The organism is Brevibacillus sp. HB1.3, from assembly GCF_013186635.1.
Classification (GTDB): Bacteria; Bacillota; Bacilli; order Brevibacillales; family Brevibacillaceae; genus Brevibacillus; species Brevibacillus brevis_D.
The window spans coordinates 160,907-175,087 of sequence record NZ_JABMIT010000012.1 but is presented as its reverse complement, the minus strand read 5'-3'; the positions used below and the strand labels follow the sequence as shown (position 1 = coordinate 175,087).

Here is a 14,181-nt window from a genome sequence, read left to right as displayed (position 1 = left end):
GTATGTAAAATTATATATAGAACAAATATACAAAATTTTCTCGACACAAGACACACTTTTTTCGATCACAGGAGGATGGATGAAGGTGAACAATGTAAACGACAAGCTGCCTATATTTGTGTACGGCACGCTTTTAGCGGGCTTTGGGAATTATAGGATTTACGTGAAACCGTATAAGCATGAGGCAACACCTGCGACGATTCAGGGTGAGATTTATCATTTGCCGGCAGGCTATCCGGGATTGCTGAAAGGAGAGCAGGAGGTCGTGGGGGAGATCGTCATGTTTGCCCCTGACGTGTACGAGCAAGCACTAGCTGGACTGGACGAGCTAGAGACGTATTATGGCGAGGGTGATCCGCGCAATGAATACGAACGGATCATCGTGCCAGCGACTATGGAAGGAACAGATCAGGTCGTAAACGTCTATGTTTATCGTTATTTGGATCAAGAGCTGGTCAAGCAAACAGGGGTGCACATTTCGCATGGGAATTGGCGACGCTACATGGAGGAGCTGACGAATAGCGAGTGCTAGTTTTGCCAAAACTGGTAGGGAAAAGGAGGGAGCCCTGCCATGGAATTACTCCATTGTGAACCTGCACAAATCTGGCGTTACCTGATTCCGCAAAATTACTGGATGTTTCCCGACGAAGTTCCAGAAGATGAACTGATCTTTCATTATCGTGACCATATTTATTTTGTAAACAATGACGGCTCAGTTTTGGCCATGCCACAGCCTGCTTGCTTCGAAACGCTAGATATGGGGACCTTGCTGGAGTATTTGGCAACATCGGACGACACCTTTGATTTTGATGATGAAGGTGAATTCGATTACGGCCATGTCTTAAAGCGTATGGGGTATATCGTGCCAGTTAGGGACAAGCGGGAAAAAGCCACGTATCAAATTGAGATTATCAATACGGCATTGCCGAAAGCACATGGAACACGGTACGAAATGAAGCAGGTTACCTTCGCCTTTGCTCTCTATCATGCGCTGATGCGCTGTCATGAGCTGAATGCGAAAACGGATTGGGAATATGAGCATGAAGTGAAGCGAATCGCCGTGGTACAAGCCAAGCGAAGTGGAAAAGTGCAAGTGAATCTGTAATTTCTACTATTGGCATAGTGAAAAAAAGTGAATGATAGGGTATGATAATTGAGGTACATACTGAAAGATTTGGTGAGGAGGAAGAAATCATGACAACTGCTGTTGAGCGTCAAGGCGCATTTGTATTCAAAGGTGGTCCTGTAACACTGCTCGGTCCTGAAATCAAAGTAGGAGATACTGCTCCTAACTTTTCTGTAGTAGGTGGCGATCTGTCCCCTGTAACTTTGGAAGACTCCAAGGGCACTGTTCGCATCATCTCCGTCATCCCTTCTATTGACACTGGCGTGTGCGATGCACAAACTCGTCGTTTCAACGAAGAGGCTGCGAAATTGGAAGGCGTTACTGTGCTGACTGTTTCCGTTGACCTGCCATTCGCGCAAAACCGCTGGTGCGGTGCTGCTGGCATCGACAAGGTGAAAACAGTATCTGACCACAAAGACCTGAGCTTCGGTACAGCTTATGGCGTAGCGATCAAAGAATTCCGTCTCTTGTCTCGCGCTGTATTCGTAATCGATGCAAATGACAAGGTTGTACACGCTGAGTATGTGGCTGCTGCTGGTGAGCATCCAAACTACGAAGCGGCGATTGCTGCTGCACAAGCTGCGAAGTAAGCATTTTTCATAAGGAAGCTCCCTTTTTGTCCAAGTGACGAGAAGGGGGCTTTTTTATTTGCAGCAAGTGGAAAAATAATCTTGACGGCTTTAGTAACCAGTGGTTATATTATAACCAACGGTTACTAACCAGTGGTTACTAAAGTTTTTCAAAAAGCAAGGAGCTGAATATCTCGCATGGCAAGCAAACAAGAAATACGCTCAGAAGAAACGAAACGGGCGATTTTGACGGCGGCAGCAGACCTTTTCGCTACCCGAGGCTTTGATATGGTATCCATCAGAGAAATCGCCAAAGCAGCCGGCTGTTCCCATACAACCCTCTATATTTATTTCAAGGACAAAGAAGCACTGCTTCATCATCTGTCCAAGGAACCTTTGCAAGGCTTGACTCTACAAATGGAAGAAACACTGTCCAAACAGGGAAGAACACCAGAAGAGAATTTGCGTGAAATCAGCAGTCAGTTCATCCACTTTTGCTTGCGCAATCGAACGATGTATACCTTGTTTTTCATGATCAAAGCCACTCGGATCGATGTAGCGGAACCGGAAAAAGAATTGCAAACGCTACGCAATCAATTGTTTGGTTTGTTGAGGCAGGCTGTAAGACGATGCTTGCCAAGTGACATCGAGGAAGAAAAAGCGCTTTCCTATGCACGAATTTACTTCTACACGCTGCATGGCATCGTCGGTACGTATACACATTCCGAAGAACCATTGGACAGCTTGATGGAAAGGCTAGCCCCTACATTCGCACTATCCGTAGATGTTTTTCTCGCAGGAAGTCAAAAAATAATGAACAGGGAGTGACGAAAGAATGATTAGAGTAGAGCAAATCTCAGCGAACATTTGGTGTATCAAAGCGTGGTTGTTGATTCCTTTGCGGGTCTGGATTGTCAGAGAGGAGGATGGTGTTACGCTGATCGATGCGGGAATGCCATTTATGACGAAACGGATTATGGCCTTTATCAAGCAGCTGAATGCAGGACCACTCAAACGAATTTTGCTGACGCATGGTCATTCGGATCATGTTGGAGCCGTAAAAAAAATCGTGGAAGCAGAATCCGTACCAGTCTATGCCCATCGAATCGAGATTCCGTATATGGAAGGAAAAGAGCTGTATCCACGTCGTAAAAAGCTGGAAGTAAACGTCCAGCCTGGCTTGGCTCAGCCTTTGCCAGAGGATGCCGAAGGGAATGTAGCTCCAATTGGTGGACTGCAACCTTATTTGACACCTGGTCATTCTCCGGGGCATGTGGTGTATTATCACGAACAGGATGGAGTGCTTTTGGCTGGAGATTTGTTTACTTCCAAACAAGGCAGATTGTATCGTCCCATGCCGATGTTTACGGCGGATATGGCTCAAGCACTTAAAAGCAGTTTGATCGTCCGCCAATTGCGCCCACGCCATTTGGAAGTATGCCATGGTAAACCGATCGAGAATCCGGCAGAACAGCTCGATAATTATTTAAAAGAGGTCTCTACTTCTTTTTCGATTCCAACGAGTGTTTGGCAATCATAGGGCAATGATTGACTAAGCCAAGTCGGATGAAACGAATCCCCTTTTTCTCGCGTCATAGGGTTGAGGTGATTGGATGAAAAAGGTAGGATTACTTGGTCAACTAATTCTAATAGCGACACTGTTACTGACGGGGTGTGGGAACGGATCGCCCATGCAAGGGGCGGAACCGCCACAGCCAGTCATTGAATGGAGCGGAAAAACAGCTGCGACGGTGCCCGCATCTTCCTGCTGGAGCTATAATAGCGAGTCGGTCTGTAAGGATACGGCAGCGCCCCCGGAACTCATCGCAGAGCATAAGCCTTCACCCATGCAAGTAAAGCCCGGGGCGACGCTAACCGTCACTTTTGCCCAGCAGCCAACTGCAAATACGCTCAAGGTAACACAGTGGAACGGTATCAATGAAGTTGAGCAAGCACTGGAAAACGGCAATCAGTGGAAGGCACCCGAACAGCCGGGCTGGTATTTGTTCGATGTTCGCGGTCAGTGGACGCAAGGCGACGCAGGTCATGCATTTGTTATCGAAGTGAAAGACAACATCCGATAGACACACCTACAACAAAGAAAACAACTTAACATAAAAAAAGAGGCATGGAAGCTACTGAACCATGTCTCTTTTTTGCATTCACGAGGCTGCCAGGTAATTGATTCGGCAGCCTTTCTGCGTTATATGAATAGTTATTCCAATATTTCAATTCCAACGTCAATCATTCTCTCGTCTCCTAGAAAGTCAATGACAATTTTGGCTCTTTTCTTTCGCCGATTCACTTTCTTTATGATTCCTTCTTTTCCGGCAAGGGGACCCTTCTTGACGGTAATTTTGGAGTCGATAATCATTAAGGTTGAATATCCGAGTACCCCGTCTGTGTCCAGCATTTTTAAAATCGGACGGATTTCTGCTTCTTCGATTTCGGACACTTGCAGTAAACCATCTGATCGTTGTCTTATCTGCTTATTATTATTGAGTAATCTGAAAGTTCTAGGGGTTTCTTTAAGGTCGTAGTATGTCTTCGTGTCCATATTCGTTTGGATGAGTAGATAACCCGGAAACATAATTTTTAAAGGGTGGGTAATAAGACCCTGTTTTCGTTCAGGAAGCCTTCTTTTCGGTACAACGGCCCTTAATTGGCGAGAAGAGAATTTATCTGAAAGAAATTTGGCGACTCGTTCTTCGTATCCGGTCTCTACATAAAGGGCATACCAATTCATCAATTCCCTCCTCAACAGTGCGACATAATTCTAGTAAAATTTACAGTATTCGACTTTTGTGGTACAATTAGATTATAATTCACTAAACTACCTTTGTACATAGTCCCAAACGGCACGAACTAATCGTTGTTGCGGCACGTTAGTTTGCTTTGGATTCAGAATATTTGGATGCGTTTTTTGCTGCTATATAGCCGCGAAATGCCTCGTCATGTCCATTTTTGGGTGGTGGTCATCTTTTGCAATGGCGTTCGTTCGAGAAAGGCATCGTGTTGAATAGGCCCGATCTAACCATGAACGCTGGGCTAAGCTTCGTTCATATTGGCGAGGATAAGGAACCTGGGATAGATCCGCTTATATTCGACCTCGACGAAATGGAAGAATGTCAAAAATTGGCATTTCATGTCGGGAAAAGGAATTATTTGTTAGGCAGAATAGCTGCCAAACGAGCGGCTTCGACAATGATGAGCCGGTCTGATTTAACAAAGATAAATATTAGCCGGGGAGTCTTCGGACAGCCAGTTCTTCATACCGGCAGCCCGGATAAATTAGCGGTCAGCATTTCTCACTGCCAATGCATGGGAGCTGCTATTGTTTTCCCAGAAGGGAGCCCAATGGGAATCGATGTGGAAGCCATCAATCCGTCAAGAAACGAAACGATGGCCAGTCAAATGACAGTGGCGGAGATGAAGAGCGGCGCAGCTGTTATTAGCAACAAAGAATTTTTATTAACGTTGTTGTGGTCCAGCAAAGAGGCGCTGTCAAAGGTGCTTCGTACGGGACTTACCATCCCGTTCGAATTGCTAGAGATCGAAACGATTCAGACTTACGACGGGTTTTATGTGAGTACGTTTACGCATTTTCCGCAGTACAGCACCAAAACATACCTGACTTGCGGCTACGTCTGGTCAATCGTAGCCCCTCGCAAAAGCGAGTGGCATTTAGATCCCTTGGAAATGCACAATCATTTTCTGGCATTCGATTGCGGCTGCCGTAAACAAAGTGCAACTTAAAAGAAAAACCGTGTTGATAGAAAAAATGATGCTTCGGAAGGATGAGCTCCACTTAGTGGGGCTTTTTGTTTTGGGTTTTGCTCCGAAGGGAGAGTTAGCTGCAATGAGCGAATCCTATCAGATCCATACCATTTCTACGAGCTATCTCAATGAATTGTCTAATTACAATTATGTAATCGTCGATAAAGCGACAAAGCTGGCTGCTCTTGTAGATCCTTCTTGGGAACTCGATCGAATTTTGACGGTGATCGAGGGGCTGGACGTTAAGCTACATGCCATTTTGTTAACGCATTCCCATTTTGATCACGTGAATCTTGTGGAATTGCTAAGTGTACGGTATGCGCCCAATGTGTACATATCAGCGAAGGAAGCGCGGTATTACGCCTTTTCTGCGCCCAATTTACATACGTTTAACGATCTAGATACCATTTCGCTGGGAAACACCACGATTACCTGTATGCTTACGCCGGGCCATACTGCCGGAAGCGCCTGTTATCTATTATCCGGTTGTTTGATAACAGGAGATACGTTATTTATCGAAGGCTGCGGCAGATGCGATACAACCGGCGGAAATCCGGATGATATGTTCGATAGCTTGCAAAAAATACGAGACACCGTGCCGATCTACGCTAGAGTCTATCCTGGACATTCATACGGGAAAGAGCCTGGATATCCGCTTTGGTATTTATTGGAGAACAACATCTATTTTCACCTTGTGAATCGCGCGCAATTCATTTCGTTCCGAATGCGTCATGCTCAAGGCTATCGCTCGGATGCGAGAGAGAGACGAAAGTAAAACGGAGGGGACAAATGGAGAAAAAAGTCGTGTTTATGTTCTCGGGTCAAGGCTCCCAACATTATCACATGGGTGAGACGCTCCTGACTGAGGGAGATGTATTCGAAAAATGGATGACCCGGCTGGATCAAATTGCAGAACCGTTAGTTGGCCGATCCATCATGCAGCTGCTCTATGACCCTGGACATTCGAAAGCAGAATCTTTCGATAGAACGCTTTTTACTCATCCGGCTCTTTTTATGGTGCAGTACGCCTTGGCACAAGAGATGATTCATCACGGGATCTTTCCTGATTATGTATTGGGCAGCAGTCTCGGGGAATTTGTTGCGGCCGCTGTCTCCAAAATTATAGATCCGGAGCAGGCCCTCATTGCTCTCATCAAACAGGCTCAAATCTTTGAGATGAGTTGTGAAAGCGGGGGGATGCTTGCTGTATTGGATGATCCCCGCACCTTTTGGGACAACCCGCTCTTATATAACAACACTGAGCTGGCAGGAGTTAACTACGATGGGCATTTCGTGATCGCTGGCCGTAATGTGGGCTTGGACGGCATTCATACGCATTTGAGGGATAAGGGCATTGCTTCCGTTCGGCTTCCTGTCTCCTACGCGTTTCATTCGAGGGAAATTGATCCAGCCGAAAACGCGTTTATGAGTCATCTTCGTACCTTATCGTTTCAGAAACCGGCCGTTCCTTTTTTGTCCGGCATGACTGGAGAATTGGTTGAAGCTTTGAGGCACGAATACTTCTGGGATGTGGTCAGGCAGCCGATGAGGTTTCGGGAAGCAGTAACTGCTATGGAGCGGGAACAGCCCGCCGTTTATTTGGATTTGAGCCCTTCAGGGGTGCTCGCAAATTTCACGAAACGTCTCTTTAAGGACGATTCAAGCTCTGAAAGCACCGGGCTTCTGACGGTATATGGTTTTGACTTTGAGAAAATGAATGAGCTCAAGCGAACGATCGCACGACCAAATGACTCGATTACGGGAGGGAAAGACGAAACCATGATCGCATATCTTTTTCCAGGACAAGGCTCGCAGCACGTTGGCATGGGGGAGGGACTTTTTGATGAATTTCCGGATATGACTGCAAAGGCGGATGCCATTCTTGGTTATTCGGTAAAGGAGCTATGCCTGAACGATCCGAAGCATCAGCTGAGCAACACCGCTTTTACCCAACCGCTTTTATATACCGTCAATGCTCTGATGTATATGAAGAAAAGAAAGGAAACAGGCAGACGTCCCGACTTTGTAGCCGGTCATAGCTTGGGCGAGTATAACGCCCTGTTTGCGGCAGAGGTTTTCGATTTCGAAACCGGACTGCGTCTCGTGAAGAAGCGGGGCGAGCTGATGGCCCTGGCTACAGGCGGAGGAATGGCGGCAGTAATCGGCATGCAAGCGCAAGCGGTTGAAGACATGATTCGCCGGAATGGACACTTGGAAATCGACGTTGCCAATTATAATTCGCCTGTGCAAACCGTCTTGTCGGGGCGTAAAGACCATATAATGGAGGCGCAGCGCATTTTTGAACAGGCAGGGGCAGGGATGTACATTCCGCTTAATGTCAGTGGCGCATTCCATTCCCGGTATATGAATGAAGCGAAGAAAGAATTCGAGCAATTTCTAAATAACTTTATCTTCAGGGAGCCTGTTATCCCTGTCATCGCAAACGTGTCTGCCCGTCCGTATCGGTTAAATGAAATCAAACGCAACTTGACTGAGCAAATCACAAGCTCCGTCAATTGGACGGACACCATTCGCTATTTAATGGGAAAAGAGGTAGAGCTGTTCGAGGAGGTTGGGCCGAAGGATGTGCTTACAAAACTGACGGAGAAGATTCGACAGTCGAGCTCTCCGTTATTCGTAGAGGAAGAAACGACGGAGGAGTCGAGCACAAACGAACAAATGGACGACCTGCCGATCGTTGACAGGGAATCGCTCTCCATGCCCAGCGTCCGGAAGACGATCACGGCAGCTTCGCTTGGCAGCCCGGCGTTCAAGGAAAGGTACGGTCTGAAATATGCCTATGTTTTGGGCGCGATGTACAAGGGGATTTCCTCGGCTGAAATGGTTGTAAAAGCCGGAAAGGCCGGCATGCTCTGTTTCTTTGGCTCCGGAGGACTAAAGATTACGCAAATCGAGGAAGCGATTCGGGACATTCAGCGTCAATTGCGCGGCAGCGAGCCCTATGGAATGAATTTTCTTCACCATCCGGATAACCAGGCTCTCGAGGAAGCGGTTGCCGATCTTTACTTGAAGTACGGCATAACCGTAATAGAGGCTTCCTCCTTCATTACGATGACTCCCGCGCTCATTAAATATCGGGCGAAGGGACTGACAAGAAGAGCGGACGGAACGGTGGAGGTTCGAAACAAAATTATCGCCAAGGTTTCTAGACCCGAGGTCGCATCCAACTTCCTAAGGCCGGCACCGGAGCGGATCATTGAGAAACTTGTTCAAGAAGGTAAAATCACGCAGGAAGAAGGCCGCTTGCTGCAAATGGTGCCAGTTGCCGACGATCTGTGCGTCGAAGCGGATTCGGGTGGACATACCGATCAAGGCAGCGCGTATGTGCTCATGCCGACATTGATCAGGCTGCGTGACGATATGGTACGCGAACATGGTTATACGAGCGAGATTTCCGTAGGTGCTGCTGGAGGGATCGGAACTCCTGAGGCTGCGGCTGCCGCGATATTGCTAGGTGCGGATTTCCTTGTGACCGGTTCGATTAACCAATGCACGGTGGAGGCTGCGACTAGTGATGCCGCTAAAGACCTTCTGCAGCAGGCGAATGTGCAGGATACCGATTATGCGCCGGCGGGCGATATGTTTGAAATCGGCGCCAAGATACAGGTTTTAAAGAAGGGCCTGTTTTTCCCTGCAAGAGCGAATAAATTGTATGATCTGTACCGGCATTTCAACGCCTTGGAAGAAATAGACGAGCCGACAAGGGAGCGTCTTCAGGATAAGTTTTTCCATCGCTCCTTTGAAGAAATCTATCAGGAAGTTATCGCATACAAATCTCCTGCCGAAATTGAGAAAGCGGAGCGTAATCCGAAGCATAAAATGGCCCTTATATTCAAGTGGTATTTCTCCTATTCGACGCGGTTGGCGATGACGGGCAGCAAGGAACATAAGGTAGATTACCAGATTCATTGCGGTCCTGCGCTCGGAGCATTCAACCAATGGGTGCTGGGCACGGAGCTGGAGCATTGGAGAAACCGTCATATCGATCAGATTGGAGAGATGCTGCTGAATGAAACGGCAGCCCTGTTGAACCACCGAATTTCCGAATTAGTTGGCAATTGACTGAGAAGGAGAACGTTATGGTTGATATAGCAATCATCGGAATGTCCTGCAGACTACCTGGGGCGCGGAATTATCATGAATACTGGTCCAATCTGATCGAGGGCCGTTCATCCATCCGGGAAATTCCCAAGGAGCGGTGGGACTGGCGAGATTATTGGGGAGATCCGAAAGTTGAATATACGAAGACCAACAGCAAATGGGGCGGCTTTATTGACGATGTAGACGCTTTTGATGCCGCGTTCTTCGGCATATCGGCCAGAGAGGCGGAGGTGATGGACCCGCAGCAGCGGATGATGCTTGAGCTTTCCTGGTCGTGTCTTGAAGATGCCGGGATCGTCCCGTCAGCGTTATCGGGCAGCAAGACAGGGGTCTATATCGGCGTGTTCAACTTGGATTACAAGGAACTGCAGGAGAGGCCCTCTAGCCTTATTGAAGCACATTATTCGACGGGAACCGCAGCAGCTGTTATCGCGAATCGAATCTCCCATTTTATGAATCTGAGAGGGCCCAGCGTTTCGGTGGATACCTCATGTTCAAGTTCGCTGCAAGCGATTCATTTAGCGGTCCAATCGCTGCAGACAGGTGAATGCAGCATGGCTTTGGCGGGTGGCGTCAGTCTGATCCTGACTCCGACCCGCCATATTTCATTTTCCAGAACAGGCATGCTGTCACCTACGGGCTCCTGTAAAACGTTTGATGATAATGCGGATGGCTATGTCCGCAGTGAAGGCGCCGGTCTTATTTTACTGAAGCCCTTGGCACTGGCGGAAAAAGACGGCGATTTAATCCATGGCGTCATTAAAGGAAGCGCTGTGAATCATGTCGGTAAGACACATACCTTAACTTATCCGAATCCACAGGCGCAGGCTGAAGTCATCGAGGAGGCGTTCCGCAAAGCGGGTCTAACACCGGATCAGGTGAATTATATGGAGGCACACGGCACAGGAACACCTAAAGGCGATCCGATTGAGTTTCAGGGCCTTACGCTTGCGTTTCAAAAACTTGAAGCAGAGATGGATAAGCCGCTTAGTCATCGTTATTGCGGCATCGGTTCAGCCAAAACAAATATCGGACATGCCGAATCCGCAGCAGGCATCGCGGGCGTCATTAAAGTGCTGCTTTCCATGAAGCACCGAACACTCCCCGGATTACAAAATTTCAAAACGTTGAACCATCGGGTTGAATTAACCGAGACTCCTTTCTATATGGTGGACCGGCCGCGGGAATGGGAGCCGCTTCTGGATCATAATCAACAGCCGCTTCCGAGAAGAGCCGGCGTAAGCTCGTTTGGCTTCGGAGGGACGAATGGGCATGTGCTGATTGAGGAAGCGCCGCAGAGGCCGTCTCACAAGATGGCGCAGCATGGATTGCCGTACCATCTATTTTGTTTTTCCGCAAAGTCTGAAAAATCGCTTCTTTTATCCCTAGAGACGTTCGTTGCATGGTTGGACAGCGAAGGAAGCGAGTGTGAAGCCGCGGACCTTAGTGCAGCCTTGCTACTGCACAAGCAGCATTTTGGCATTCGTACCGCTATCGCGGCTCAAAGTGTGGAGGAGCTTAAAGGTCGTTTAAAGGAGCTGTTGTCCGACCGGAAAGAGGCACAGCAATTTTTGAAGCAGGAAGCTTCCAAAATAGAAAAGACCAAAACTGCGCTTTTTCAAGAGCTGGCAGGCCTACTGATCCGGGAGCTCCGTGAATGTGTGAATGATACGCAAAAGTATCGGGAGAAAATATCGGCTTTGGCAGAGCTGTACGTAAAGGGCTATGACTTCGATGCATGGGTGCTCTTTGAAGGAATGGACCTGAACAGACTTCGACTGCCTACCTATGCTTTTACCAAAGAACGATACTGGATTACGGGCAATGCTCCGGAATCCGCCATTGTGCCGACGTCAGGCAGCGGAGGTGTAGGTGAGCTTCATCCTGTACTGCATCGGAACACATCGGACTTTGCCGGGGTTCGCTACAGCTCGGTTTTCACAGGAGAGGAATTTTTTCTCGCTCATCATGTCGTCGCCGGGAAGCGTGTATTGCCGGGTGTCGTTTACTTGGAAATGGTTCGCGAGGCGGCTGAACAGGCCGGCAGGAAATGGTTAGGCGAACGTAAGCGTATCGTGCTGAATCGGGTGGTGTGGTCGAAGCCTGTTATTGTGGCGGATAGCTCTGTTGAGGTTCATGTGTCGCTTTCGGTTCAAAATGACGATAGCTGCAGCTTTCAAGTGTACAGCGTATCCGGTGAATCAGAGCAAGAGCGTGTTCTTCATTGCGAAGGTCATGTCTCGTTTCGTTCGGCTGATTCGGCTTCCAGGAAGCTGCAAATTCAAGATTTCTTAAACTCCGGGCGAACCCCCGTCCCATCGCTCGTCTGTTATGAACGTATGCGGGGGATGGGTCTTCATTATGGTCCGGCTCATCAAGGAATTGAGCAACTAAATCAAATGGACGGCTTTATTGCCGCCAAGCTGTTGCTACCAGAACCTATTTCCGATACGCGAAATCACTTTATTCTTCATCCGAGCTTGATGGACGCCGCTCTGCAGACAGCGGTTTACGGTTATTCAAATGCCGGACAAACGGCGGTTGGTGAAAGCGGCAAGCCCTTGCTGCCTTTTACGCTGCGGGAGCTCGAAATTATACGTCCGTGCGCTTCTGCTGCTTGGGCGATTGTAAGCGAGGAAGAAGCGGAAGACAGCAAAATGACGAAACGTCTCCGTATTGATGTATGCGATGAGGACGGCAGTGTCTGTGTGAGTATCAAGGGCTTCGTCCTAAGGCCGCTGGAGGGCGGGTTCGCCGATGGCGTCTCAGATCCTGTAAAACCGGAAGCGTCAAAGGCGTATGCGGGATTAATGGTGCCACTATGGGACCCGATCACACCGGCAGCACGTAAAACGGATGCTCCGAACATACGAACCGTAATAGCCGGGGGTTCGGCAGCTAGCCGTGACAAGATATGGCGGGTGATTCCGAATGCGCAGGATGTACAGCTACAGGTGGAGGATGACCTGGAAGTATTGGCACGAAAGCTGGAGAAATGCGGCGAGATCGGCCATTTTGTTTGGGTTGCGCCTGACGATTCGATAGAGTCAGCGGAATCGGATGCGATGCTTGCGGCGCAGCATGAAGGTGTGCTTTTCCTATTTCGGATCATCAAAGTGCTTCTTATGCTTGGATATGGCGCAAAGCCGTTAAAGTGGAGCGTCATCACATTCCAAACGGTGCAGGTATTCCAGAAGGAAACGATTCGGCCGGCTCATGCAAGCCTGCATGGGCTTATCGGCTCGATGGCCAAAGAATATCCGAACTGGTCAGTTAGCTTTGCCGATTTGGAGCGGGAAGATGCTTGGCCGATTGAAGAGTTGATCGCATTGCCGCCTGATGAGCGGGGCGACGTATCGGCATACCGGTCCAAGGAGTGGTACCGGCAGAAAATGATCCCGGCGCAGATCCCCAAACCCGAAGGTACAGCCTATCGGAAGGGAGGGGTCTATGCGGTAATCGGCGGAACCGGCGGAATCGGAGAAGCATGGAGCGAATATATGATTCGCCGGTATCAGGCGAACATCGTCTGGATTGGCCGACGGGAGATTGATTCTGGTATTCAGGAGAAGATCGATCGGCTGTCAAAACTGGGGCCGTCTCCGTGCTATATCCAAGCAGACGCAAAGGACGGGAAGGAGCTGGAACTGGCGTACGAGAGTATAAAATCCAGCTACGGACAGATCCATGGCGTCATACACTCGGCAATTGTGCTTTTGGATCAAAGTTTGGCGAATATGTCGGAGGAACGGTTCGCAGCGGGATTGACGGCAAAGGTGGACGTGAGCGTAAGGATTGCACAGGTATTCGGAAGGGAACCATTGGATTTCGTCCTGTTCTTCTCTTCCATGAACTCTTTTGCAAAACCCGGAGGTCAGAGCAATTATGCGGCAGGGTGTACCTTCAAAGATGCATTCGCACAGCGTCTGGCGATGGAATGGCCATGCAAAGTGAAGGTCATAAACTGGGGCTACTGGGGAGGCACAGGAATCGTTTCCTCTGAGCATTACCGAAAGCGCATGGCACAAGCAGGGGTTGGCTCCATCGAGCCGGAAGAAGCGATGGACGCACTGGAGATGCTCCTTTCCGGGCCTTTTGACCAAATGATGCTAATTAAAACAACAAAGTCTTATCCGCTCATTGATATGAAAAATGATGAATGGATTTCAAACTATCCGGAACAGCTCTCGTCCAATATCCAACGGCTAATAACGGAGCGAAAGAGGCGCAGTGCTTCGGAGCAGGAGTATCCTGTAGCAGCTTCTTCGGTATCGGCCGATGAGACAGCCGATCCTGTGCTGACGTATTTATCTGGTTTAGCCGCAAAATGGCTTCAAGTGGATTTCGGTGAAATTGATGTGGATACTCGGCTGGAGGAATACGGGGTCGATGCGGTCGTTCTTAACGAAATGCTCTTGTCCGTAAATCAGCAGTATCATATCGATTTGCAGCCGGCCGAGCTGTCTGCTCAAGCATCGCTGCGTCAGATTAGTTCATGTGTGCGCGAGGCAACAAGAATCGGCGCTGACAAGAGCTAATACCCAATATACGAAGGCGATGCATAACAAAAGAAAGGATGGCCTGCTA

The 14,181-nt window shown here is 48.6% G+C and carries 11 protein-coding genes; 10 read left to right on the top strand and 1 reads right to left on the bottom strand.

Going from position 1 to position 14,181, the window contains the following annotated elements:
* Positions 1–79: 79 nt before the first annotated feature.
* From HPY31_RS23850 to HPY31_RS23825, 6 genes are all read left to right on the top strand, one after another.
* Positions 80–532, top strand: a complete 453-nt coding sequence (locus tag HPY31_RS23850) for a gamma-glutamylcyclotransferase family protein (RefSeq protein ID WP_172142733.1) — start codon at positions 80–82, stop codon at positions 530–532.
* 39 nt (positions 533–571) lie between these two features.
* Positions 572–1,105, top strand: coding sequence for a hypothetical protein (locus HPY31_RS23845; RefSeq protein WP_172142732.1), 534 nt, complete (start codon positions 572–574; stop codon positions 1,103–1,105).
* Positions 1,106–1,194: 89 nt separating this feature from the next.
* Positions 1,195–1,716 (top strand): thiol peroxidase, encoded by a 522-nt coding sequence (gene tpx / locus HPY31_RS23840; protein ID WP_172142731.1) that lies wholly within the window; start codon positions 1,195–1,197, stop codon positions 1,714–1,716.
* A 177-nt stretch (positions 1,717–1,893) separates the two neighbouring features.
* Positions 1,894–2,523 (top strand): TetR/AcrR family transcriptional regulator, encoded by a 630-nt coding sequence (locus HPY31_RS23835; protein ID WP_172142730.1) that lies wholly within the window; start codon positions 1,894–1,896, stop codon positions 2,521–2,523.
* Positions 2,524–2,530: 7 nt separating this feature from the next.
* On the top strand, positions 2,531–3,235 hold the full coding sequence (locus HPY31_RS23830; protein WP_172142729.1) for an MBL fold metallo-hydrolase: 705 nt from the start codon (positions 2,531–2,533) through the stop codon (positions 3,233–3,235).
* Positions 3,236–3,308: 73 nt separating this feature from the next.
* On the top strand, positions 3,309–3,779 hold the full coding sequence (locus HPY31_RS23825) for a hypothetical protein (RefSeq protein WP_172142728.1): 471 nt from the start codon (positions 3,309–3,311) through the stop codon (positions 3,777–3,779).
* Between the two features lie 131 nt (positions 3,780–3,910).
* On the opposite strand, the gene loaP is transcribed toward HPY31_RS23825, so the two are convergent.
* Positions 3,911–4,441 carry an antiterminator LoaP gene (gene loaP / locus HPY31_RS23820; protein ID WP_172142727.1) on the bottom strand — a complete coding sequence of 177 codons (531 nt, stop codon included), beginning with the start codon at positions 4,439–4,441 and terminating at the stop codon, positions 3,911–3,913.
* A 236-nt stretch (positions 4,442–4,677) separates the two neighbouring features.
* Here loaP and HPY31_RS23815 point away from each other — a divergent pair, with 236 nt between their 5' ends.
* The 4 genes from HPY31_RS23815 to HPY31_RS23800 all read left to right on the top strand — a co-directional run bounded on the left by HPY31_RS23815 (position 4,678) and on the right by HPY31_RS23800 (position 14,132).
* Positions 4,678–5,451, top strand: coding sequence for a 4'-phosphopantetheinyl transferase family protein (locus tag HPY31_RS23815; RefSeq protein ID WP_172142726.1), 774 nt, complete (start codon positions 4,678–4,680; stop codon positions 5,449–5,451).
* A gap of 103 nt (positions 5,452–5,554) precedes the next feature.
* Complete coding sequence (locus HPY31_RS23810; protein WP_172142725.1) at positions 5,555–6,247, top strand: MBL fold metallo-hydrolase; 693 nt, start codon at positions 5,555–5,557, stop codon at positions 6,245–6,247.
* A gap of 14 nt (positions 6,248–6,261) precedes the next feature.
* Complete coding sequence (gene fabD / locus HPY31_RS23805; protein WP_172142724.1) at positions 6,262–9,555, top strand: ACP S-malonyltransferase; 3,294 nt, start codon at positions 6,262–6,264, stop codon at positions 9,553–9,555.
* 17 nt (positions 9,556–9,572) lie between these two features.
* Entirely contained in the window at positions 9,573–14,132 is a 4,560-nt protein-coding gene (locus HPY31_RS23800; protein WP_172142723.1) for a type I polyketide synthase, read from the top strand.
* Positions 14,133–14,181 lie beyond the last annotated feature (49 nt).

Excerpts from the sequence above, each read along its gene's own strand:
- tpx (WP_172142731.1), top strand. The coding sequence starts at position 1,195 with ATGACAACTGCTGTTGAGCGTCAAGGCGCATTTGTATTCAAAGGTGGT.
- HPY31_RS23835 (WP_172142730.1), top strand. The coding sequence starts at position 1,894 with ATGGCAAGCAAACAAGAAATACGCTCAGAAGAAACGAAACGGGCGATT.
- HPY31_RS23810 (WP_172142725.1), top strand. The coding sequence starts at position 5,555 with ATGAGCGAATCCTATCAGATCCATACCATTTCTACGAGCTATCTCAAT.
- HPY31_RS23800 (WP_172142723.1), top strand. The coding sequence starts at position 9,573 with ATGGTTGATATAGCAATCATCGGAATGTCCTGCAGACTACCTGGGGCG.
- fabD (WP_172142724.1), top strand. The coding sequence starts at position 6,262 with ATGGAGAAAAAAGTCGTGTTTATGTTCTCGGGTCAAGGCTCCCAACAT.
- HPY31_RS23845 (WP_172142732.1), top strand. The coding sequence starts at position 572 with ATGGAATTACTCCATTGTGAACCTGCACAAATCTGGCGTTACCTGATT.
- loaP (WP_172142727.1), bottom strand. The coding sequence starts at position 4,441 with ATGAATTGGTATGCCCTTTATGTAGAGACCGGATACGAAGAACGAGTC.
- HPY31_RS23830 (WP_172142729.1), top strand. The coding sequence starts at position 2,531 with ATGATTAGAGTAGAGCAAATCTCAGCGAACATTTGGTGTATCAAAGCG.
- HPY31_RS23850 (WP_172142733.1), top strand. The coding sequence starts at position 80 with ATGAAGGTGAACAATGTAAACGACAAGCTGCCTATATTTGTGTACGGC.
- HPY31_RS23825 (WP_172142728.1), top strand. The coding sequence starts at position 3,309 with ATGAAAAAGGTAGGATTACTTGGTCAACTAATTCTAATAGCGACACTG.